The 21755-nt window shown below is 52.5% G+C and carries 21 protein-coding genes; 13 read left to right on the top strand and 8 right to left on the bottom strand.

Translation table 11 applies throughout. From position 1 onward, the window contains the following. Positions 1–101 precede the first annotated feature (101 nt). The 4 genes from HMPREF2554_RS05195 (at position 102) to budA (ending at position 3046) form a co-directional block, all read left to right on the top strand. Positions 102–968 (top strand): GRP family sugar transporter, encoded by an 867-nt coding sequence (locus tag HMPREF2554_RS05195; RefSeq protein WP_013397378.1) that lies wholly within the window; start codon positions 102–104, stop codon positions 966–968. 115 nt (positions 969–1083) lie between these two features. Beyond that, complete coding sequence (locus HMPREF2554_RS05190; protein ID WP_238382282.1) at positions 1084–1566, top strand: GNAT family N-acetyltransferase; 483 nt, start codon at positions 1084–1086, stop codon at positions 1564–1566. Between the two features lie 154 nt (positions 1567–1720). After that, entirely contained in the window at positions 1721–2206 is a 486-nt protein-coding gene (locus tag HMPREF2554_RS05185; RefSeq protein ID WP_013397379.1) for a GNAT family N-acetyltransferase, read from the top strand. A 90-nt stretch (positions 2207–2296) separates the two neighbouring features. Then, complete coding sequence (budA, locus tag HMPREF2554_RS05180; RefSeq protein ID WP_004004988.1) at positions 2297–3046, top strand: acetolactate decarboxylase; 750 nt, start codon at positions 2297–2299, stop codon at positions 3044–3046. Positions 3047–3277: 231 nt separating this feature from the next. Here the strand turns inward: budA and HMPREF2554_RS05175 are convergent, their stop codons facing one another. Both HMPREF2554_RS05175 and HMPREF2554_RS05170 read right to left on the bottom strand, forming a co-directional pair. Beyond that, a complete protein-coding gene (locus HMPREF2554_RS05175) occupies positions 3278–3706 on the bottom strand; it encodes an HIT family protein (RefSeq protein ID WP_041321510.1) in 429 nt (142 codons plus the stop codon). A 15-nt stretch (positions 3707–3721) separates the two neighbouring features. After that, on the bottom strand, positions 3722–4381 hold the full coding sequence (locus HMPREF2554_RS05170) for an MBL fold metallo-hydrolase (RefSeq protein WP_013397382.1): 660 nt from the start codon (positions 4379–4381) through the stop codon (positions 3722–3724). Positions 4382–4575: 194 nt separating this feature from the next. Here HMPREF2554_RS05170 and HMPREF2554_RS05165 point away from each other — a divergent pair, with 194 nt between their 5' ends. Beyond that, complete coding sequence (locus tag HMPREF2554_RS05165) at positions 4576–5040, top strand: Fur family transcriptional regulator (RefSeq protein ID WP_037231042.1); 465 nt, start codon at positions 4576–4578, stop codon at positions 5038–5040. Positions 5041–5166: 126 nt separating this feature from the next. Here HMPREF2554_RS05165 and HMPREF2554_RS05160 read toward each other — a convergent pair whose 3' ends face one another. The 5 genes from HMPREF2554_RS05160 to HMPREF2554_RS05140 form a co-directional block, all read right to left on the bottom strand. Then, positions 5167–6117 carry a metal ABC transporter permease gene (locus tag HMPREF2554_RS05160; protein ID WP_013397384.1) on the bottom strand — a complete coding sequence of 317 codons (951 nt, stop codon included), beginning with the start codon at positions 6115–6117 and terminating at the stop codon, positions 5167–5169. After that, on the bottom strand, positions 6114–7100 hold the full coding sequence (locus HMPREF2554_RS05155; RefSeq protein ID WP_013397385.1) for a metal ABC transporter ATP-binding protein: 987 nt from the start codon (positions 7098–7100) through the stop codon (positions 6114–6116). Before HMPREF2554_RS05155 ends, HMPREF2554_RS05160 begins: the two co-directional genes overlap by 4 nt. Continuing rightward, a complete protein-coding gene (locus HMPREF2554_RS05150; RefSeq protein WP_246826010.1) occupies positions 7101–8069 on the bottom strand; it encodes a metal ABC transporter solute-binding protein, Zn/Mn family in 969 nt (322 codons plus the stop codon). Between the two features lie 158 nt (positions 8070–8227). Next, a complete protein-coding gene (locus HMPREF2554_RS05145) occupies positions 8228–9322 on the bottom strand; it encodes a hemolysin family protein (protein WP_013397387.1) in 1095 nt (364 codons plus the stop codon). After that, positions 9319–10671, bottom strand: a complete 1353-nt coding sequence (locus HMPREF2554_RS05140) for a hemolysin family protein (protein ID WP_041321824.1) — start codon at positions 10669–10671, stop codon at positions 9319–9321. The genes HMPREF2554_RS05145 and HMPREF2554_RS05140 overlap by 4 nt, the downstream gene beginning before the upstream one ends. Before the next feature lie 365 nt (positions 10672–11036). Here HMPREF2554_RS05140 and HMPREF2554_RS05135 point away from each other — a divergent pair, with 365 nt between their 5' ends. From HMPREF2554_RS05135 to HMPREF2554_RS05105, 8 genes are all read left to right on the top strand, one after another. Beyond that, a complete protein-coding gene (locus tag HMPREF2554_RS05135) occupies positions 11037–14867 on the top strand; it encodes a multifunctional oxoglutarate decarboxylase/oxoglutarate dehydrogenase thiamine pyrophosphate-binding subunit/dihydrolipoyllysine-residue succinyltransferase subunit (RefSeq protein WP_013397389.1) in 3831 nt (1276 codons plus the stop codon). Between the two features lie 239 nt (positions 14868–15106). Continuing rightward, positions 15107–15703 carry a GDSL-type esterase/lipase family protein gene (locus HMPREF2554_RS05130; RefSeq protein ID WP_013397390.1) on the top strand — a complete coding sequence of 199 codons (597 nt, stop codon included), beginning with the start codon at positions 15107–15109 and terminating at the stop codon, positions 15701–15703. A 197-nt stretch (positions 15704–15900) separates the two neighbouring features. Next, positions 15901–15975 carry a 50S ribosomal protein bL37 gene (locus HMPREF2554_RS11990; RefSeq protein WP_095343185.1) on the top strand — a complete coding sequence of 25 codons (75 nt, stop codon included), beginning with the start codon at positions 15901–15903 and terminating at the stop codon, positions 15973–15975. Between the two features lie 203 nt (positions 15976–16178). Next, positions 16179–16820, top strand: a complete 642-nt coding sequence (locus HMPREF2554_RS05125) for a sigma-70 family RNA polymerase sigma factor (protein ID WP_041321511.1) — start codon at positions 16179–16181, stop codon at positions 16818–16820. A gap of 36 nt (positions 16821–16856) precedes the next feature. Next, positions 16857–17147, top strand: coding sequence for a mycothiol system anti-sigma-R factor (gene rsrA / locus HMPREF2554_RS05120; protein WP_004005003.1), 291 nt, complete (start codon positions 16857–16859; stop codon positions 17145–17147). Positions 17148–17426: 279 nt separating this feature from the next. Further along, positions 17427–18845: a 3-phosphoshikimate 1-carboxyvinyltransferase gene (gene aroA / locus HMPREF2554_RS05115; RefSeq protein WP_244864741.1), complete on the top strand. Its 1419-nt coding sequence runs from the start codon at positions 17427–17429 to the stop codon at positions 18843–18845. Next, complete coding sequence (rsgA, locus tag HMPREF2554_RS05110) at positions 18824–19966, top strand: ribosome small subunit-dependent GTPase A (protein ID WP_013397393.1); 1143 nt, start codon at positions 18824–18826, stop codon at positions 19964–19966. The genes aroA and rsgA overlap by 22 nt, the downstream gene beginning before the upstream one ends. A 68-nt stretch (positions 19967–20034) precedes the next feature. Then, entirely contained in the window at positions 20035–20847 is an 813-nt protein-coding gene (locus HMPREF2554_RS05105) for an inositol monophosphatase family protein (protein WP_013397394.1), read from the top strand. Positions 20848–20986: 139 nt separating this feature from the next. On the opposite strand, the gene HMPREF2554_RS05100 is transcribed toward HMPREF2554_RS05105, so the two are convergent. After that, positions 20987–21646, bottom strand: a complete 660-nt coding sequence (locus tag HMPREF2554_RS05100) for a hypothetical protein (protein WP_244864743.1) — start codon at positions 21644–21646, stop codon at positions 20987–20989. Between the last annotated feature and the right edge of the window lie 109 nt (positions 21647–21755).

The raw sequence follows: 21755 nt of genomic DNA, 5'->3' as shown, positions 1-21755 counted from the left end.
AGCTTACAGCGTTATAGACGTTTCTAAAATGGTAATTTACTATTCTTTCCACGGAACAGCTGTATATTCTGTGTTCTCATAGTGCCTAAGGAAATATTTCCATGAATATCCTTATCGGTCTTATACCCGCGCTATTCTGGGGCATTCTGCCTCTGTGCGTATCTAAAATCGGTGGTAAACCGACTCAGCAAATTATGGGTACCACGATGGGCGTGCTCCTCATGGGTATTGCCACTTCCCTGCTTTTCTTCCCGATTCGCCTTGACGCTTGGGCATTTTTTCTGTGCTTCCTCTCAGGAGCAAGCTGGGCGTTTGGTCAGATGAACCAGTACCGTGCTTTTACCCAAATCGGTGTTTCTCAAACCATGCCTTTATCGACTGGCATGCAGCTGGTAGGTACTTCGCTGATGGGCGTGGTGGCGTTCGGCGACTGGGGTACCGTTCAAGCTAAAGTAATTGGGGCCGTAGCTCTGGCTCTCATTATCATCGGTATTTGGATGACCACGAAGCAAGAGAATCCTGACCCACAGTCTGGCGGGAATATGCGGACCGGTATTATCACACTCTTATTTTCTACCATCGGATATGTTGGATATTCATTCTTTCCCAACTATGTGAGTGTAGACGGGTGGTATAAATTCCTGCCCCAATCAGTGGGTATGGTGGTAGCAGCTATCACGATGTCTATGCTGACCCGTGACGGTACCCGCCCTTGGGATAAGAAGTCTTTACAGAACATTATCTGTGGCGTGATTTTCTCGGGTGCTGCGTTAGCCTACCTAGTGTCTATTGAGCCGCATCGCAACGGTGTTGCCAGCGGGTTTACACTCTCACAGATGAACGTTATTATCTCCACTCTGGGCAGTATCTTGCTACTGGGCGAGAAGAAAACGAGGCTGGAGTTGCTGTATGTGTTAGGAGGACTCGCCCTCGTAGTTATTGGCGGCGTTCTTATTGGTACGCTTTAGCTGTACACGCCGCACATTCTTACCGTATATTCTTTAGATTTCGTGTGATTCGCACACATCACGTTAGAATAATGAGAACTGTCTTTTCACCGATATGACCAACGCAGGAGAGCCCGTGTCCAAATTCATCGCCAAGCATTTTGACGAGCTGACCGCTCACGAGTTGCAGCAGATTCATATTATTCGTTCTCTGGTGTTCACAGTGGGTCAGCAATCAACTGATCAGGAGCCTGATGACGCTGATTTCGAATGCATCCATATGGTGAATGAGGACGATTCGGGAAAAGTGCTCGCGTATCTGCGTCTATTCGATCTTGAGAAGGTTCAGGATGCACGCCACCGCTACATTCCGGGCGCGTGGACATTCGGCCGTGTGGCAGTTCACCCAGATGCACGTGGTACCGGCCTGGGACGTAAGCTTTTACACGCAGCCTTGGAATGGATCCGGAATAACACGGACGCAAAAGAAATCGTGATCGCCGCTCAAGCATATCTGAAAGATACCTACTACAGTCCTGAGGGGTTTGTTGAGCGCGGTGAGCACTACATGGAGTCTGGAATCGAGCATGTCGAAATGGTACTCGATTTGCAGCGCTAATCCGGCGATTGAGCACTAGCGCATCCACGGATGATGCGGGACGGGCAAGTTTTAGGAAACTACAGTGCCGGATATGTGCCTCTAGTAGTGTAGGTTTTTACGCATTATATGCCCGCCCGCTCTCAACAGACCGTTCGTCAGACAAGCAGGATTCATGACTTCCTCTCCCGGTTTTACGGCCAAACTATTTGATGAGCTCACACTGCATGAACTTCAGCAGATTCATATAACACGCACCCTGGTTTTTGCTGCGGGGCAGAAGATTACTGAGCCCGAGGCTGATGAAACCGATTTTGAATGCGTCCATTTCTTTTCCGCTGATGATTCTGGTCGTGTACTCGCGTATCTGCGCATGTTTGATCTGGAACATGTCAATGACGGTAATCACCGCACCATCGCAGATGCATGGACGCTGGGTCGTGTTGCGGTACGTCAAGAAGTACGCAGAAATGGGCTAGGACGTAAACTTTTACACGCGGCCATTGACTGGATTCGCACGAACACATCTGCACGGCAGATTGTGATTAGCGCGCAAGCATATTTAAGAGATACCTACTATGGGGCGGCCGGTTTTGTGGCTCGCGGTGAACCCTATCAGGAAGCTGGAATCAAGCACATTGAAATGGTACTCGATCTCTAGCATGGGCATATTTTATATACAAACACGGCATTTGGAATATGCGGCGTAGAATGATGGTGTAGTCAAATATACGCGATGGAAGGTAAAACGATGGCATATCAGCCGACTCAGCTCAATGGAGAAACCGTATTCCGCAACGAGGTCTTCCAGACAGGTCTTATGTCGCAGCTACTCGACGGCGTGTACGATGGCGAAATGACAATTGGTGAACTGTTGAGCCACGGTAACTTTGGGGTAGGAACTTTTAACGGCCTTGATGGGGAGATGGTGGTGCTCGACGGCGATTGTTACCAGGTGCGCCATGACGGCTCGGTTTCTATCCCCCAGCTTACTGATCGAACCCCATATGCAGTGGTCACAAACTTCGTACCCATGATCCGTCGTGAGCTTCCGCAAAACATGCTGCGCACCTCCACCTCACAGGTTCTCGATAATTTTACGGTGTCGAAGAACTACATGTACGCTATCAAGATTTATGGCGAGTTTGAGTGGGTTCGTACTCGTACCGTGGTCAAGCAGGAAAAGCCCTACCCGAAGATGGTAGACGCAACCGAGAATGAGGATATCGTTCAGTTCGATAATCTGACGGGAACGATTGTGGGTTTCCGTACCCCAATCTATGAGCAGGGCATTTCCGTTCCGGGGTGCCACGCCCACTTTATTGACGATGACCGTACTCATGGCGGACACGTGGTCGACTTCAAACTAAAGTCAGCAAACGTAGAAATCTGCCCCGGCACCGGTTTACAGCTGCATCTGCCACTGACCCCCGAGTTCTCTTCCGCCAACCTCTCCCCCGAAGATTTGGCAGATCAGATCTCAAAGGCGGAAAAACACTAAACCTACCTACGGCGAGGGCGAGCCTCCGAATACTTTTCTTGCGAGTATGCGAAGGCTTTTGCCTGTTTCACAGCAGCAACAACAGGGCAACATGCACCGTTCACAGCGTACCGCTGAGGGACGCTAAGCTGTGCATCATGCTCACCACAGACATTAAAAAGTGCCTTTATCTGAATAAAGGCACTTTTTAATGTCTGTGGTGAAACGGAATAATAAGAGAATCAGGCGCTCCTAAGCCTCCGGCACAAATTCACCGTGTCCGAGGTCGCGCAGGGCGGTACGCACTGCCTCCGCGTCAGCATCCAGTTCCTCGGCAGTCACGTTAGCGAGCGCATTCGCCGGGTCATATTCCGCCATACTATCCGCTGGGAACAGATGAATATGCGTGTGTGGCACATCGAACCCGGCAATCATAAGCGCTACCCGGTCTTTATCGAAAGCTCGATCTAGAGCGCCGGAAATCTTATGCGCTACTGCGAAAAGATGTGCTGCAAGCTCCACCGGCAGCTCGGGCCAACGGTCAATTTCTTCATGCGGGACCACAAGCAGATGCCCGTGCGATGCTGGCTGAATATCCATAAACGCTACGCATTTCTCATCTTTCCAGACAAAACGGCCCGGAATCTCGCCGTCAATAATCTTGGTAAAAATACTGCTCACTCTATCCTCCAAAATCTAGAACTTGACCGTGTCACCGGGGTTTAGATGCGAATATTCGGTACCGTACTTGTTGCTAAAGGTAGTAATCAAACCCTCGATAATTCCCGTACCATTCTCATTAATCATGCCATTGTGAATGGGGTACGCATGCTGTGCTCCCACCGCGATCACAAAATCGATAACTTCTTGAACTTTGCTCCAGGGCGCGTGCACCGGCACCAACACATGAGGAGCTTTCACACCATGTGGCACCACGAGGGAATCACCGGGGTGGTACACAACACCGTTAATGAGGTATCCAATATTGGCGATCGTAGGGATCAAAGGGTGAATCAGCGCGTGCTGACCGCCAAAGGTCTGTACATCAAAACCGGGCACCGAAAATTCGCTATCTGCCGATACAACAGTGACGTGGGCGTTTGGTGCAGTATCAAGAATTTTCTCTGCGACAGCTTGCGGCGCCCAAATACGCAACTGTTGCTTTTCGGCGATCAAAGGCAGCACACGATCGGCATCAAAATGATCGGGGTGCTCGTGTGTGATCAAGAGGTAGTCCGCGCCATCAAGCAGCTGAGCATGTTCGCCCTCAGGCGCGAAATTTCCGGGGTCAAACACTAGTACATGACCGTCGTGCTCTATCCGCACACTTGAATGGGTATATTTTGTCAGTTCCATGGTTCCAGTCTACTCGCCAGATTCGAGCCTGCTCTAGTGCTGTACCATAGCTAACTACAGGGTAATCTAGAATTTTCACCACGTGAGAGAATTAATAACTCGCACTTGATATGCAAAATTTTAGTGTAGAGTCATTAGAAAAGGCTCACAAACCCGCATACTACTTGGGTGTGCCCCACCCGGAAGGTTATGTTTTGGATACTCATATTCCCGTCCGCAAGATCGTGAAACAGGCAGAGGCGCGCAACACCAAGCAGCGCCGCATTATCAAGGCCACGATGGCCGAACTGGGCGATTTTATTTCGGCGCAGGATTTGCACCTCACCCTAGCTAACCGTAAAGAGCAGGTGTCTTTGGCGACAACCTACCGTGTGCTCCAGTCTCTCGCTAATTCGGGAGAACTGGATGTCGTGAAGGGTGTCGAAGGCGAGTCGCTTTACCGTCATTGTCAGGGCGATACACACCATCATCATCTTCTGTGCCGCCGTTGCGGTAAGGCCGTGGAGCTTGAGGCACCCGCTATTGAGGATTGGGCCCTTGATATGGGGAAAAAATACGGGTTCTCGGAATTGGAGCATGTAGTTGAAGTTACCGGCTACTGCCCTGAATGCACTCTGGAACTCCGCGATGAAGAAAATCGGTTGACGGGGCGCCAGTAAATAAGACCTGAATCTTGGTTCATCCCGCAGAGTATGCGCTACTCTTAAAGTCTGTTGCCCACAACTCTTGAACTCTTGGTTGAGTTGTGGGCAACAGACTTTAAGATTCTCTAGAAAGAGCCGCTACTAGACGCTCGCAGGGTGATGATGTGCATCCCCTTGTGTCTGACGGGCGATGCGACCTGATGCGCTGTGCCGCCTCCTAATTCCGCCAATAATGCGACAGATAAGATAAATTACGAAGGATACACTGGTGACATAAGGACTGATCGGTAACGAACCAGCAAGCGCAAGCAAAATACCGCCCACAATAGCCAGTTCCGCAAAAATCACCGAGAGAATAAGCGCTTTAAGCGGGGATGCAGTCACCTGAAGTGCCGCGGCAGACGGAGTAATCAAGAGGGCCAGCACCAGCAGGGAGCCAACGACCTGAACCGAAAGCGCTACAGCGATACCCAGAACCACCATAAAGACCAGAGATAGGGTACGCATAGGAACGCCCTTTGCCTGGGCCACTTCGGGATCGAGTGAAGCGAAGCTCAGTGGCCGCCAGACCAGAGTCAGGATTGCGATAATTACGATGGCTCCAGCGATCATGGCGTTCAGCTGATCGCCGTCAACCGAAACAATCTGACCGGTTAAAAGCGAGAATTTATTGGCGCTCCTGCCCTGATAGAGCGAGAGAAAGAGAATGCCTAAGCCCAGACCAAAGGGCATGAGGGCACCAATGACCGAGTTTGATTCGCTTTTCTTCACGCCCATCATGCCGATCAGCAAGGCGGAGATAATGGACCCAATCATTGACCCGGTAATGACATCGTACCCCAGCAGAAGTGCCAGCGCGGCACCCGCAAACGACATTTCAGATACACCGTGAACGGCGAAGGCATGATCGCGCATCATAACAAACATGCCGACGAAACCACCGATAATACCGAGGACTGCACCCGCAAGAATAGAGTTCTGCAACAGCTGAACTAGTTCGCTGTATCGGTCGAAAACGAAAATCCGCGAGAGTAAATCGTTCTGTTGCTGGCTTGCCGCAAGCACCGGAGAGATTACTGTGGAAAGAATCATTGGGGTGTTCCTCCGCCCTTGTGCTCGGCGTGATATTTCGTAGTATTAGAAGAATCTTCTAAGGCACCCGCCGCGCTCGCGGTTTTGACCGGTTTGCCCGAGGATGCATCATGATCCGTCTCGACTGCAATTTCTCGAAGGTCCTGATGCGCACCATGAAGGTTCTGCTCCCCACCTACCACATGGCAATGGTCGCTGGCATGGGTCTCCCCTACCACAACGTAGCGCCCGTTGGATTTCAGCACGTTGATGGGGGTTCCATAAAGATCGCTCAGGGTTTCGCTGTTCATGACCTCGGGTACAGTTCCTACGGTAAATCGCCCGTTGGCGAGATATAAGACGCGATCAACATGCTCAATGATGGGGTTAATCTCGTGAGTTACGAAGATAACAGAGCCACCCTGATCGCGGTTAAACCGATGAATCAGATCAGCAACCGCGTATTGATGGTTCAGGTCGAGAGAGAGAAGAGCTTCATCAGCAAGCAGCATTTGGGGGTTATTCGCGAGAGCTTGGGCTATGCGCAGTCGCTGCTGTTCGCCCCCTGAAAGCAGACCAACCGGGACATTGGCGTATTCTAAAGCGCCGACGGCCTCTAAGAGTTCATTGACTTTTGCACGATACTTTCTGCCGCCCAACCGGATTCCCCAGCGGTGCCCGTCGATGCCCAAGCCAACGAGGTCGCGGGCACGCATCGGGGTTGATGGGTCGATTGCTTTTTGCTGGGGAATGTAGCCTACGCCGGGGTTTCCGGCGCGGGCCGGCTTGCCCAGAACAGAGATTGTGCCGGTGTTCATCGCGGTGAGTCCGAGGGCTACTTTGAGGAATGTAGATTTTCCGGAACCGTTCGGCCCAAGGACCGCGAAATATTCTCCTTGAGCAATGGACAGGTTGAGGTCATTCCAAAGGGTACGGGTTCCAAAAGCGAGGTTACCCCCGCGTATTTCTATCGCGGGGGTGCCTGATGGTGTCGTATTTTTCACTTAGGAAAGTGCCTTTTCGAGATTTGAAACGTTAGTCTTCATCCACGATAGGTAATCGGTGTTCTCGGGGAGAGTTTCGGTAAAGGAAACGTGGGCAACCCCCGCGTCTTTAGCCGTTTGAAGCACTTCCTTGGTCTGTGAGGTTTCGGTTTGCTCATTGTATGCCACCAGGGAGACCTGCTTCTCAGTCACCAAATCTTGGGTTTCCTTAAGCACGAGTGCCGGAACGTCTTTCTCAGCTTCGATTGATTCCGCGAATTCTTCAGGGGTTGCATTCTCGGCTCCCGTGGAGGCGATCAGGTAATCGGGCACGGGCTCAGTCGAAATATATTTCTTGCCTTTGCCGTCAATCTTCTTCGCTGAGGAGTCCAGAGTATCAAGTTCTGTGCCGAGTTTCTTAGCATTTTCGCGGTAAGAGTCTGCATGTGCGGAATCCAGCTGTGCCAAGTCTTCTGCTACTTCGGTGGCAACTTTCTTCATGGTGTCGAAGTCGTACCAGAGGTGTTCGTTAAACTCGTGGGCGTGTTTATGTTCTTCACCGTCTTCATGGTCATGATGACCGTCCTTGTGGTCTTCGGCGAGATGATCATATTCACTGTCAGTTAGTTTCCCGCTCAGCTTGACGGCGTTGACAACCTTCTGTGAGCTATTGTCTTTGCCTGCCATATCTTCAAGGAACTGGTCGTAGCCGCCTCCATTGACGACAACAAGACCTGCGTCCTTCGTTTTAACACGGTCTGCTGCGGTTGCTTCATAGGAGTGAGGGTCAGTGCTAGTTGACGCAATAATAGGGGTAACGTCTACGTTGTCCCCTCCCACCTGCTTGACAATATCGGCATAAACATCAGTGGTTGCAACAACTTTTACTTTCCCGCCGTCGTTGCCTGATGACCCGTTGGAACCCGAGTTAGCGGTTGAGCAGCCACTCACCATGAGAGATACTCCAGCCAATACCGTTATGGTGCTCATGAGTTTTTTCATGTTATTTCTTCTTTCGACTGCGGCGCGAATATTTTCCGAGCGAGTTTTACCAGGCTACGCAAGGTGAAAACGATTTTCAATTACGACGCGCCGGGTTTGCTGATGCATTACCACTAAATCACGCCATATAACGTATAAACAACTCTTTATTGTTCATCTTGGCTTATCCCTTCAGAGTGCGATGTGCTGGCTTTACGCCGCTTCGAGTCCTGTGTCGTATCACGAATTTCGCCCACAAGTTCTTCGATCACATCTTCCATAAAGACCACACCTAATAATGTGCCCGAAGTGTCTACGACCTGCGCCAGATGAGAGCGATTCTGCTGCATGGTGGCGAGCGCATCGTCAATTTCGGTCGTCGGTGTTAGAACGGTCAAAGACCGCAGCTTGTACCAGGGAAAGGGCTGGTCTGTGCGTTCAGGGGCTACGTCTAGGGCATCCTTGAGGTGCAGGTACCCCATATAGATTCCGGCTTCATCGTGGACGGGAAAACGAGAATATCCGGTGCGTGCTACGGCGTGTTCTACCTCTGCCGGAGTACATCCGAAGGGCAGTGTATGCACGTTGTCCCGACTTACCATAATCTCAGAAACATGCTTCCCGCTAAATTCGAGAGCGCCGCCGATAACGCCGGCATCGTCCTCGACGGTGCCTTCTGCCGTGGATTGGGCAACGATAGACTGTAGCTCGCCTAGTGTAAAGGTAGAGGCGACCTCGTCTTTAATATCCACCCGCATCCAGCGTAAAAGCATGTTTGACATACCGTTGAGAAACGCCACGATGGGAGCAAAAACATGCGAAACCCGTACCAACGTAGGAACAATCCACAGGGCAATACCGCGCGCTGCCAGAGTAACCGCAGCATTTTTCGGCACCATTTCACCAAAAATAACGTGCAGATACGTCACCACGATAAGGGTAACGACGAAGGCAAGAATATCGACCGTGGCGTGCGGAAGACCAAGTAACTCTAAAGGTGTCCCCAGCAGATGGTGCAGAGCAGGTTCGGAAACGTTCAGAATCAGCAGAGAACAAATCGTAATACCCAACTGGCAGGTAGCCAACATCAGAGAAACGCGTTCCAGTGCGTAGAGCACCACTTTTGCGCGTTTATTTCCCCCATCCGCCAGGGGCTCTATTTGGGCTCGGCGGGTAGACATGATGGCAAATTCACCTGCGACAAAAAATGCATTGCCGATAAGCAAAATAACGAGGAGTGCTATAGCTATCCAGTCATTCATGAGCGCACCCGCCGATTCTGCAAAACCGCTGGCTGCGATACGAGTCCTTTCCCGATGCTGTCGGGAATAAAGCGGATGCGGTCTACCCGGCGCCCCTCAACATGGTCTACACGCAGAATACCGCCAGAGATCGGTACCTGGTCACCCTGTTCAGGTATGCGCCCCAGCTGCTCCATCATAAAACCGCCCACGGTTTCGTAAGAAGGATGCTCGGCGATGACACCGGGAATAAATTCGTTAACCTCATTCGGGCGACGCAAGCCTGAGAACACCCAGTCGCCGTTACCAAAACGTAGAGGCCGTTCCGTTCGCCCTTGATCGTGCTCATCGGATACCTCACCCACAATTTCTTCAACAAGGTCTTCAAGAGTCACAATTCCCGATGTTCCGCCGTATTCGTCGAGAACGACGGCAAGTTGTAATGCTCCTTCACGCAGCTGAGTAAGAAGCGCATCCACGTGCAGCGTTTCAGGAACCTGCAGCACATCATCAGCCAATGCACCGGCTTCCAGGGTTTCACGCACATCGGTTGGAACCCCGACAGCTTTCTTCACATGGATAACACCCACAATATTGTCATGATCTCCACGATATAGAGGAAAACGCGAATGCCCGGTCGCACGGGCCTGCTCTATAACCTCTGTTACGGGCGCCGTATCTTCGAGCATCGTAACCCGCCCTCGCGGAGTCATCACCTCGGAAGCGGTAAGTTCAGCAAAACTGAGCGTGCGATCCACAAATCGAGCCGTATCCGAATCCAAGGTTCCCTGCTCCGCAGAGCGACGCACCATTGCCGAAAGCTCTTCGGGACTGCGGGCAGCAGAAAGTTCCTCCTGAGCCTCCATACCGAAGAGACGAAGAATCCTATTGGCAGACCCGTTCATCACGACGACCACAGGTTTCATGATGCGCGTAAATATAAGCTGCGCAGGCGCGACTTGCCGCGCCACCCGGTAGGGTTCAGCGATCGCAAGGCCTTTAGGCACCAGTTCACCGAGGAGCATTGATAACAGGGTGGCAATTCCCATAGCAAGCACAAGGGTCAGGGTTGAAGTTACAGCCCTAGGAAGACCCCACGAAGAGATAAATCCAGCGGTTAACGCATTAATGGAAGCGTCGAGTGTGTACCCCGTGAGCAGAGTCGTGATCGTAATGCCAATTTGGCAACTTGAAAGCTGTGTTGAGAGAGTACGTAAGCATTGAAGAACGGCGTTAGCGCGAGTATCACCTTTTTCTCGTTCTTGATACACGGTCGCGGTCTCAAGCGCCACAAGTGAGAATTCGACAGCTACGAAGAAACCGGTTCCTAGAATGAGTGCGATGCCGAGAGCAAGAAGTATAAAGTTCATGCGTTCACCGCGCACCCAACGTCATCAGGACGACGAGCGTCATAAAAGTGTAATATTCGACAGTCTGTATTGGGGTAACTGAAGGGGTCATCCATAGCCCATATTCTAGCGAATGTTTAAGGCAATTTTGCAGTGGTCGCTACGCTTTCCTTTAGATATCAATGTAAAACAGAGATGCATAAGCTCCCATGAGCACAATATCTCGCAGAACTTACCCACCCTCAAGGCATGTTTTGCCTTCCTACAAGCGTGTTCCCGTGAAGAACAACTCACCGTATCCGCCGGGTTCAGCTGGAAAGTTCGGGTGAGTTCTCACTAAACTAGGTTATAGAGTATTTGGTGCGCTGCAGCTCTTGCAGTCCGCAATGTGTGCGAGACTTGAAGAGGCACACACAAAGCCAACTTATACTCAGCGTGATGATTCGCCCCTCGAAGATGCGGGTCGTCTGTGCCGGATTTCTCCGGACGCGACGGATAAATTCACAGTCAAGGAAGAGGCGTTTACAGTGCCAAATCTGCCAGATCACCTGGTACCTGAGGAATTTGCCGGTAACGAATGGTTCGTCGAAGAACAATATGAACGTTATCAGCAAGACAAAAATCTCGTGGATCCTTCGTGGTGGCCCATTTTTCAGTCCATTGATAAGGCCCTTCAAGGAACTCCGGCGGTCTCCGCCCCGGTAACAGCTACCCAAAAAGCCGAGGCGACACCTTCTGCTCCAGCCGCTGCAGCATCTATTACTACCCCGGCACCTCAGCCTGCCGCACCAACAAAGTCGACAGCATCGCCCGCTCCTAAAACCTCATCAAAGGCAGAAAACGTGGAACCTTTAGAAGATAAAATTGTACCCCTACGCGGACCGGCTAAAGCCGTTGCCGCCAACATGGAAGACTCGCTCACCGTTCCAACCGCTACGACGGTGCGCGCGGTACCAGCTAAACTGCTGATTGAAAACCGTTCTGCCATCAACGCTTATTTAGCTCGAACCCGCGGCGGCAAGATTTCTTTCACGCATATCATTGGGTACGCTGTTATTCGTGCGCTCGCTGCCATGCCTTCAATGAACGTCACCTACGGTCATGATGAAAAAGGCAAACCGATTGCTATTCACAATGCGAACGTGAACTTCGGTCTGGCTATCGATCTGCCCCGCCCTGATGGCTCCCGCAACCTCGTGGTTCCGAATATCAAGGGTGCACAGACCTTGAGCTTCTTGGAGTTCTGGCAGGCCTACGACGATATCGTCAAACGTGGTCGTGCAGGCCAGCTTGGGCTGGAAGATTTCCAGGGAACTACGGTTACTCTCACGAACCCTGGCGGTATCGGTACCGTACACTCTGTTCCTCGTCTTTCGAAAGGGCAGGCCGCAATTATCGGTGTGGGTGCTCTTGAATACCCTGCTGAGTTCCGCGGTGTGGCGGAGACGATGGTAGCCCAGCATGCTATTTCCAAGGTTATTACCCTTACGAGCACCTATGACCACCGCGTTATTCAAGGTGCTGGTTCCGGCGAATTCCTTAAGATAGTAGAGAGCTACCTCTTAGGTGCCGAAGGATTCTATGACGAAATCTTCCAGGCTATTCAGATTCCCTTCGAACCTGTTCGATGGAGCCAGGATAATCAGGTTAATCCTGATACTGAGGTTTCTAAGGTCGCCCGCATTCAGCAGCTTATCCACGCGTACCGCGTGCACGGTCACCTTATCGCCCGCACCAACCCAGTGGGCTACCAGCTACATTCAAACCCCGATTTGAACGTAGAAAGCTACGGTCTGACTCTGTGGGATCTGGATCGAGTATGGCCTACGGGAGGGTTTGGCGACAAAGAACAGCTTCCTTTGCGTACTATTCTGGCGCGTCTACGTGAGGCATATGCGGGTACTCTCGCGGTCGAGTACATGTACATGGAAGACCGTAAAGCCCGTGAATGGTTCCAAGAGAAGCTGGAGCATGGCTACAGCAAGCCTAGCCGCGAACGTCTGATGCATGTTCTGGAGAAGCTTGTTGAGGCCGAGGCCTTTGAGACCTTCCTGCAGACCAAATACCTGGGTCAGAAGCGTTTCTCACTCGAAGGCGGAGAGTCGCTCATCCCCCTGCTGGATGCGATCATCAACAAAGCGGCAGATAATAATATGCACGGGGTCGCCATCGGTATGGCGCATCGTGGCCGCCTCAATGTTCTGACCAACATCGCGGGTAAGTCTTACGCCCAGATTTTCCGTGAGTTCAGCGGTACTGCGGCACCATATGAAGGTGGTTCTGGCGATGTGAAATACCACCTTGGCACCGAGGGCACGTTCACCTCTACCTCAGGCAAGCAGACTCAGGTGTATTTGGCTGCTAATCCTTCACATTTGGAGGCTGTTAACACCGTTCTGGAAGGCATCGTGCGCGCCAAGCAGGATGTTCTTAACGACCAGGGTATCGAAGGTCATCCCATTCTGCCCATCTTGATTCATGGTGACGCCGCGTTTGCCGCACAGGGTATCGTCATGGAAACCTTGCAGATGGCTAATCTGCGTGGCTACACTACCGGCGGCACCGTACACATCGTGGTGAATAACCAGATCGGCTTCACAACATCTCCGAAGGATGGCCGTACCGCCACCAACGCAACCGATATTGCTCGGATGACCAAGGCGCCTGTCTTCCACGTAAACGCCGATGACCCCGAGGCTGTAGTTCGGGCAGGTCGTCTCGCATTCGAGTACCGCGAGCGCTTCGGCCGCGATGCCGTAATTGATTTACTCTGCTACCGTCGCCGTGGCCACAACGAGGCTGATGACCCGTCGATGACTCAGCCGAAGATGTACCAGGTGATCGATAATATGCCTTCGACCCGCACCAAGTATGCAGAGGCTCTGGTGGGTCGCGGCGATATCACCCAAGAAGAAGCAGATGAGGCATTGAGTGCATACCACTCGAAGCTGGATGCGATCTTCAGCGAGACCCAAGCGGCCGTACCCGCTCCCGAGACCCCCAATGTTGCTGGGCTTGAGCTGCCTGCTTCTCAGCAGAGCACCGAAATTGTTCATGGCGGTAACACCGCGATCTCTCGCGATACCTTCGAGCACATCGCAAAAGCATTCGGCGAAGTTCCCGAGGGCTTCACGGTTCACAAAAAGCTCAAGAAACTGTGTGAACAGCGCGTTGAGATGGGCACAAACGGCAAGGTCAATTGGGGCATGGGCGAGCTTCTGGCCTTTGGCTCTCTGCTCATGGAAGGCACCGATGTGCGTATGAGCGGCCAAGACGTTCAACGCGGTACCTTCGTGCAGCGTCACGCGGTGCTGCATGATCATCTCACCGATGACGAATGGTCACCGCTGCAGCACCTCTCGGACCATCAGGGCAAGCTACGTATCTACAATTCACTCCTGTCTGAGTACGGTGTCATAGGCTTCGAGTATGGATACTCGGTTGAACGTCCCGATTCGATGGTGGTGTGGGAGGCCCAGTTCGGTGACTTTGCGAACGGTGCCCAGACGATTATCGACGAGTTCGTGTCATCGTCTGAACAGAAGTGGGGTCAGCGTTCTTCGCTGGTTCTTCTGCTCCCCCACGGTTATGAGGGGCAGGGCCCGGACCACTCATCAGCGCGTATAGAACGGTACCTGCAGTTGTGCGCTGAAAACAATATGACGGTTGCTGTGCCTTCTACCCCGGCATCGTATTTCCACCTGTTGCGTCGTCACGCACAGCACCGCCCGTATAAGCCGCTTGTGGTTATTAGCCCTAAACAGCTCTTGCGTTTGAAGGCTGCCTCCTCCTCAATTGAGGACTTCACGGAGGGGTCATTCCAGCCCGTTATTGGCGATCGTTCCGGTGTTACTCCAGCCCAAGTTGAGCGTGTAGTCTTTGTCTCTGGTCGTCTCTACTACGATCTTGAGGCTGAGCGTGCAAAGCGCGGTGATACGAAAACCGCTATCGTCTCCGTTGAGCAGCTTTACCCCCTGCCCGAGGCAGAGATCAAGGCGCAGCTGGATTTGTACTCGAACGCCACCGATATTGTATGGGCACAGGATGAGCCCGCTAACCAGGGTCAGTGGCCGTTTATGGCTTTGAACCTGCTGCCAATTATTGACTACCGGATGCGTTTGGTTTCCCGCCCTGCGTCGGCATCTCCCGCAGCAGGTACGGGTAAACGCCATGCCGCTGAAGCTGAGGCACTGATGAAGCAGGTCTTCGAAGGCTAAATCCTTTGTGGGGTAAAGCCCCATCACAACCGTAGCTTCACAGCGAGTTTTATAACTCGTGCGATTGTGGAAGACTGTAGTGATGGGGCTTTTCCTATGCCTCAAGTGGATTTTTCATCACGATTGGATCAAAAATTTTCGAGGAGTTCGAAAACATAACTCGAACACCTTATGCTTAAACAAAAGGACAGAGCGTTTACGTACTGCAGACGCAAGATATCAACGGAAGAAAGAACCCCGTGGAGCAACGCAATATTCGACTTGTAGCGGTTGGAGACGACCTGCTCGCCGGTGTCGGTGACCCCCGCACCCTAGGTTGGTTTGGTCGCGTGATGGCACGTACCCCGCAAACTAGTGCATCCATTTCAGCCTATAATCTCGCCGCCCCGAATGAAGGAAGCGAGCAGCTGAGCACTCGATGGTTTGATGAGGCACGCCGCAGGTTCCTTCCCGGTGCCGATAATCGTTTGGTCATAGCTCCCTCAACTTTTGACATTGATTTGGGACTCACTAGTGCACGTTCACGCTTGAATCTTGCCAATATGGTAGACATGGCGTCTCAGAACAGCATCCGTGTACTTGTGGTGGGCCCTCCCCCGACTCTCGACCCGGAGCGTAACCGTCGCATCGCTGATCTTTCGGCGGCTTATGCAGATGTAGTAACCCGCCGCAATCACGTGTATGTCGATACGTTCAACCCTCTTTTGCACCACGAACAATGGCGCAATGATCTGGCCGCTAATGATGGGCGTCCGGGGCAGTCTGGATACGGTCTCATGGCGTGGCTTGTGCTCCACCGCGGTTGGTACAGCTGGCTTAACCTTCCCGAGCAGTAAGATCTTACGCAGACAGAGTATCTAGATCTCCATATTTTTCGCATCAACCTGTTGGTAAGATGCATTCAAGCCGTTTCTATGAAAAAATAGACGGCGTTGCCCTATGCGTTTAAGCCTGTGCTAAGACTCGGGGCGGTTAGTTTAGAACCTCGCTGGCTTTCTTTGAGCAGAGGTTCACAATTCTGAAGGAGGCTCCTATGAGCAAGCGCGGTCGTAAGCGCAAGGACCGTCGTAAAGGCGGCGCAAACCACGGTAAGCGCCCCAACGCATAAGGTATCTTGCTATACGTAAGAACCCCGGTGGTCTTTCACCGGGGTTTTGCTTTATCGAATTATCTGGCCTTTCAGCTAATGATCGTACTGCGGATACCGGGAATAATTCATTCGAGCGAGCCGTTACATTCCCCGAAGCCTCACACGAAGGTATGCTGTACACAGGCCCCCCGAAAGTCATTACACGACAGAAAAGAGCACCTATGAGCGAGTCCAACGCCGCAGAAGCGACGGCGACTCTCACACCTCGTGAATTACGTGAGCGCTTCACTGCGGATGCCATGCAATACGTCGATCAGCTTTATGCCGCTGCCTTACGCATGAGCAGGAATCCGGCAGATGCCGAAGACCTCGTTCAAGAGACGTATACGAAAGCCTTTGCCTCTTTTCACCAGTACAGGCAAGGTACCAATCTCAAGGCGTGGCTGTACCGTATTCTAACCAATACATACATTAATCTGTACCGTAAACGCCAGCGAGAGCCACAGCAGGCCCATACGGAATCCGTCGAAGACTGGCAGTTAGCCCAAGCGGGCGCTCATGACGCTTCAGGGCTACGCTCAGCCGAGATGGAGGCTCTGGATGCGCTCCCGGACACCGAAGTACGGCAGGCTCTCGCCTCACTCACCGAAGACTTCCGCATGGTGGTGTACTACTCCGACGTCGAGGGGTTCTCATATAAAGAGATCGCCGAGATTATGGATATTCCATTAGGGACGGTCATGTCGCGGCTGCACCGCGGACGCCGCATTCTGCGCGAAAAATTACTGGATTATGCTCGTGAAAATGGTTTACGCCCTTCGACTATCGCAAAGGTCGAAGCAAAAGCGGCGAAGAAGAAATAGGCTCAGTTTTATAAACTCGGAAGAAAGGAGTCTGCTATGGAAGAGCAAACACCCGAGAATAGCACGGCACTTACCGAAGATTGTGGCGGCAACCCCTGTTCCACAACACTCAAAAACCTTTATGAATATCTTGATGGCGCTCTCACCGCTGAGGAAATACAAGAAATTCAGAGGCACCTTGATGCTTGCTCGCATTGCACCGAAGCGAAGGATCTTGAGGTCCTTTTGCGTGCGAAGATCAAATCTTCGTGTGACGAGCAGGCGCCTGAATCCCTCAAAGCCAGGCTTTTGGAACATATTGATGAATTTTGTTCGGCGAGTGCCTAAGCCTTCACCGCCCTTGGTCTAAGTTCGCGGCATACTACGGCGGGGAGAAAACTCGACTACCGGGTTTCTCCTCGCTATTCTTCTATAAACCCGCATAATATTGTGTGTTCACCGCGAAAAATGATACACCGTTTTACCCAGATTCTCACCCGTTTGGGGTACCCACCCGGTAGAATGGTTGAAGTGTATGGGCGCGAAGAAGAGCGTCCTCAGGTACAGATAACCGGCGAGTTCCAGCGCAAACACCAGACAGATTATGGGAGGCAGAGAGTTATACCGATGAGCGAATTGAGTACGGCGCAAAATACCACGGCACATGCATGGGAAGCCCCCACGTACCGGGGTGCGCCTGGGATGAGCGCACGGATGCGCATCCCCGGCTCCAAATCGCTCACCAACCGTTACCTGCTCCTCGCGGCTCTTGCTGATTCTCCCTCACGGTTGCGTGCTCCCCTGCATTCGCGAGACTCAGCCCTCATGATTTCCGCTTTAGAGGCACTCGGAGCCCAGTTCGAGCGTATCGAAACAGGCTCGGAGTTTGGTCCTGATCTTCTCATAACCCCTCTAAATCTTGCTTCGGCTCCCCCAATGGTAAAGATTGATTGTGGACTTGCGGGAACGGTCATGCGTTTTGTACCCGCTCTTGCTGCTTTGCTTCCGGGTGATTACAACTTTGATGGTGATCCACAAGCCCGCAAAAGGCCGATGGCGGCGCTCTGCGATGGTCTGCGTCAGCTAGGGGCGCGTATTGAACGATCGGGCAATGATTCCGTAGATACCTTGCCTTTCACCCTGCATTCCCCCGGACTTGCGGCCGCATCCGGTACTCCCGCAGAGATCTTTATTGATGCTTCGGCTTCATCGCAATTTGTATCTGCTCTGCTCTTGATTGCGCCTAGGCTTCCTCAGGGGTTAACGATTCATCACCGGGGAAACGCCGTGCCTTCGATACCTCATATTGAGATGACCCTGCAGACCCTCCGTGACTTGGGGGTACGCGCCGAAGCCGTTGCTGATGAATACGCCTGGCGTATATTCCCGGGCACTATTTCCGGGTTTGATATCACGGTTGAACCGGATCTTTCTAACGCTGGTCCTTTCCTTGCAGCTGCGATGGTAACAGGCAACTCAGTGACTATTCCCGGTTGGCCCGCTCCTACAGCAGACGGTTCCCCCGGAACAACGCAGGGAGGTGATGAGTGGCGTACCATTCTGCCCCGTTTAGGCGGTGCCGTTGAATTCTCTAATGGTTCGCTCACAGTCACCGGGCCCGAAGATATAACCCGGCTTTCCGGGGTCGAGTTTAACCTACAGACTGCAGGCGAACTCGCGCCCACAGTTGCCGCTCTCGTTGCGCTTCTTGACTCCCCGAGCACTCTCACTGGCATTGGGCACCTGCGTGGGCATGAGACTGACCGCCTCGCGGCTCTCGTCACTGAGATTAACCGTTTGGGCGGGCTTGCCGAAGAAACAGCCGACGGTATTCACGTTCTTCGCCCCGTTCGACGTCTGCCTCAAGACTCTCCTGTGACGGTACAGACCTATGAAGACCATCGAGTAGCAACGTTCGCGGCGGTTATTGGACTTCACGAACCCGGAGTGCGCATCGAAAACGTTCAGACAACCGCAAAAACACTCCCACAATTCACAGCGCTTTGGCAAAAAATGCTTTCGCAATGGGAAGGAGCGCGCTCGTGAATCCATCCCGAAACCGGTCTTTCGACGAGTGGGATGAATCCGACGTTCGAGTTCGCCCCAATAAAAAGGGTTCTCGACCCCGCACTAAGGAACGCCCCCGGTACAAGCATGCTATACGCGGTCGCGTCGTCACCGTCGATCGTGGTCGGTGGTCAGTAGTTGTCGATGAAGGCACCCCACAGGAACGGACTCTTATCGCGGCACGGGCACGCGAATTGCGCCGTACCCCCATTGTCACTGGAGACTTTGTAGATGTAGTCGGCGATATATCCGGCGCAAAAGACACCCTAGCGCGCATCGTTCGTTTGGGAGAGCGTTCTTCGGTACTGCGCCGCAGCGCCGATGACACGGATACAACCGAACGCGTGGTGGTGGCCAATGCGAACCAGCTGGTCATTGTGGTTGCTGCTGCGAATCCGCAGCCGCGCACAGGTTTTATTGATCGAGCCGTCGTCGCTGCATATGACGCCGGGATAGAGCCTATTTTGTGCATTACAAAAACCGATGTTTCTCACCCGCAGCAACTACTCGATTATTACAGTGCCTCCGGGCTAAAAATTGTACTCTCGGGGTCAGCTGACGGTCGAGCCCCGAGTGAGTCTGGAGCCGAGGGTCTTCTGCATGCCCCCGTTCATAAGCTTCTCGAAGAGCTTGTGGGTAAGGTATCTGTGCTTCTCGGGCATTCGGGGGTAGGTAAATCTACTTTGGTGAATGCACTCACTGGTGCGGACCGTGCGACTGGGCACGTTAACGCCGTTACGGGGCGGGGTCGTCATACATCTTCGTCAGCTCTCGCCTTACAGCCCGTATCCACGCCTGAGCTTCATGTACCACCCGGAACCTGGATTATCGATACTCCGGGTATACGTTCTTTTGGACTGGCTCATGTTCCGCCGGAGCAGGTTGTACAGGCGTTCCCCGATCTGGCTCCTGGCGAGCAGGACTGCCCTAAGGGCTGTCATCATGCGGCTCAAGCGGTAGATTGCGGTATAAATACTTACGTGCAGGCGGGTAAAGCGGGGGCCAGTGGTGCGGCGCGTTTGGATTCGCTGCGAAAACTTTTGCAGGTTGTTCCTGATGAAGAAGCTGATTCCGATAAAGAGCTTGGGACACTCGTGTAATCGCTCGTATCCTGTACATAAGTTCCTAAGACCACACACGGTAACATTTGACGACTGATGAGAGATTCATGAACTTTACGACGTCATACACTGATGATTTGAGGCTGGCGCATATCCTGGCGGATAACGTGGATCGCGTCAGCATGTCCCGGTTTAAAGATCGGTCTTTTACCGTGGAACACAAAAGCGACGGCACTCCAGTGACCGAGGTGGATCGTGAGGTCGAGGAACTTCTGCGTGCACAGCTCTCGCGGGTACGCACACGCGACGGTATTATCGGTGAAGAGCTAGGCTCAACAGGTACGGCTGCCAGGCAGTGGGTTATCGATCCTATTGATGGTACGCAGAATTTTGTGCGTGGTGTTCCAGTGTGGGCCACACTCATCGCTCTCCTCGATCAGGGTGAACCGGTTATGGGTCTTATATCTGCCCCGGCGTTACAGCGACGGTGGTGGGCTGCGCAGGGTACAGGCGCCTACGCAGGCAAATCGCTAACTCAGGCTACACGACTTCAGGTGTCGAGCGTCCCCACGGTCTCTGGAGCCTCGCTCTCCTATGCCGAGTTCAAAGGATGGGAGGGACTAGAACTCGAACAGAATTTTCTCTCGCTAGTCCATGCGGTTAACCGTTCCCGTGCCTACGGTGATTTCTGGTCATATTGTCTGGTGGCCGAAGGGGCTGTTGATATTGCCTGTGAAGCTCAAGTTGCGCTCCACGATATTGCCGCGCTAGTTCCGCTTGTGCATGAAGCAGGCGGAACCTTCACAACAGCAGCTGGTGACGATGCAGTAGCTACAGCGCAGGCAGAAGGTACCGCCAGTACTTTGGCTACTAATGGGACCTTGCATCGTTCTGTGATAAGCCAGCTTGCGCCCGAGTAACCATTCTTCGGGCCCTGTGGTAAGGGACGGCGAAGCCCCGACGGGTCACCAGATTTATGTGTGATAATCCCATCGGGGCTTTCACATAGGCTTTGGCTTCGGTGCACGGGTAAATGTGCACGTGTTGGCAGGCTAATTTCTAGGAAATCGCAAGAAGGTAGAGGAAGAAGTTTCCAACTATTCCTAAAGCTCCTAAGGCTCCCATGACGATACCAAGGGAGGCAAAGGCACGCATCCTGCCCGTCATGGGGGTAATACATCCTTTGTTCACAGTAAAGGAAAAAATCCCCAGCCATATTGATATAACTATAGGTACCAACGCTAGAAGCATGGTATTTGAGATTGTCGTAAATTCATAGGCACCATAGCCCATAGAGTCGTAGTCGTCGTGGAGTATAGCGATCCCCAGTACCTGAAAGCCACTAAATCCGGTAAGTACGAGTCCACAAAGCGAAGCAGCAAAAGAACCTATCGAGTAGAAATATCCAGGTCCGCGAATTTCACCGGTAGGTTCCCCGTAAGGTCGCCTGTCCTCAGGTGGAACCTCATATTGGCGAGGAGCCCTACGGTAGCCAAAGTCGTAGGCGGCAGCCACGTTTCCAACTGGGGGTACGGCTTGCTGAGCCTGAGGATGAGACGCTCCATCCGTTGCTGAAGCATAAGCTGCCAATGGCGCGTCTGAAGCTGCAGAATTCTGCATATCGTGACCCTCCTGTAGCGTTGGAGCTTCGGCTTGAGGATACGATGCCTGAGGTGTGTTTGAATCTGGCATAGGATCCTGTCGCGGGTTTTCTGTCATCTTTTTCTCCATACGCGCTGAGTCTTCTTTCTTGATATTACGTTATTCCGGGCTGAAAATCATGCTCTTGCGGCTTTAGCCGTTGTATACTTCCCATATTTTGTTCGGC

It is taken from the genome of Rothia sp. HMSC071F11, assembly GCF_001809115.1.
Lineage (GTDB): Bacteria > Actinomycetota > Actinomycetes > Actinomycetales > Micrococcaceae > Rothia > Rothia dentocariosa.
This window is presented reverse-complemented; position numbering and strand designations above follow the sequence as displayed.

Bases quoted from the DNA above. Each gene is read 5' to 3' on its own strand.
- HMPREF2554_RS05145 (WP_013397387.1), bottom strand. From the start codon at position 9,322: ATGAATGACTGGATAGCTATAGCACTCCTCGTTATTTTGCTTATCGGC.
- HMPREF2554_RS05140 (WP_041321824.1), bottom strand. From the start codon at position 10,671: ATGAACTTTATACTTCTTGCTCTCGGCATCGCACTCATTCTAGGAACC.
- HMPREF2554_RS05170 (WP_013397382.1), bottom strand. From the start codon at position 4,381: ATGGAACTGACAAAATATACCCATTCAAGTGTGCGGATAGAGCACGAC.
- HMPREF2554_RS05135 (WP_013397389.1), top strand. From the start codon at position 11,037: ATGTGTGCGAGACTTGAAGAGGCACACACAAAGCCAACTTATACTCAG.
- aroA (WP_244864741.1), top strand. From the start codon at position 17,427: ATGAGCGAATTGAGTACGGCGCAAAATACCACGGCACATGCATGGGAA.
- HMPREF2554_RS05185 (WP_013397379.1), top strand. From the start codon at position 1,721: ATGACTTCCTCTCCCGGTTTTACGGCCAAACTATTTGATGAGCTCACA.
- rsgA (WP_013397393.1), top strand. From the start codon at position 18,824: ATGGGAAGGAGCGCGCTCGTGAATCCATCCCGAAACCGGTCTTTCGAC.
- HMPREF2554_RS05160 (WP_013397384.1), bottom strand. From the start codon at position 6,117: ATGATTCTTTCCACAGTAATCTCTCCGGTGCTTGCGGCAAGCCAGCAA.
- HMPREF2554_RS05150 (WP_246826010.1), bottom strand. From the start codon at position 8,069: ATGAGCACCATAACGGTATTGGCTGGAGTATCTCTCATGGTGAGTGGC.
- HMPREF2554_RS05100 (WP_244864743.1), bottom strand. From the start codon at position 21,646: ATGACAGAAAACCCGCGACAGGATCCTATGCCAGATTCAAACACACCT.
- HMPREF2554_RS05105 (WP_013397394.1), top strand. From the start codon at position 20,035: ATGAACTTTACGACGTCATACACTGATGATTTGAGGCTGGCGCATATC.
- rsrA (WP_004005003.1), top strand. From the start codon at position 16,857: ATGGAAGAGCAAACACCCGAGAATAGCACGGCACTTACCGAAGATTGT.
- HMPREF2554_RS05125 (WP_041321511.1), top strand. From the start codon at position 16,179: ATGAGCGAGTCCAACGCCGCAGAAGCGACGGCGACTCTCACACCTCGT.
- HMPREF2554_RS05195 (WP_013397378.1), top strand. From the start codon at position 102: ATGAATATCCTTATCGGTCTTATACCCGCGCTATTCTGGGGCATTCTG.
- budA (WP_004004988.1), top strand. From the start codon at position 2,297: ATGGCATATCAGCCGACTCAGCTCAATGGAGAAACCGTATTCCGCAAC.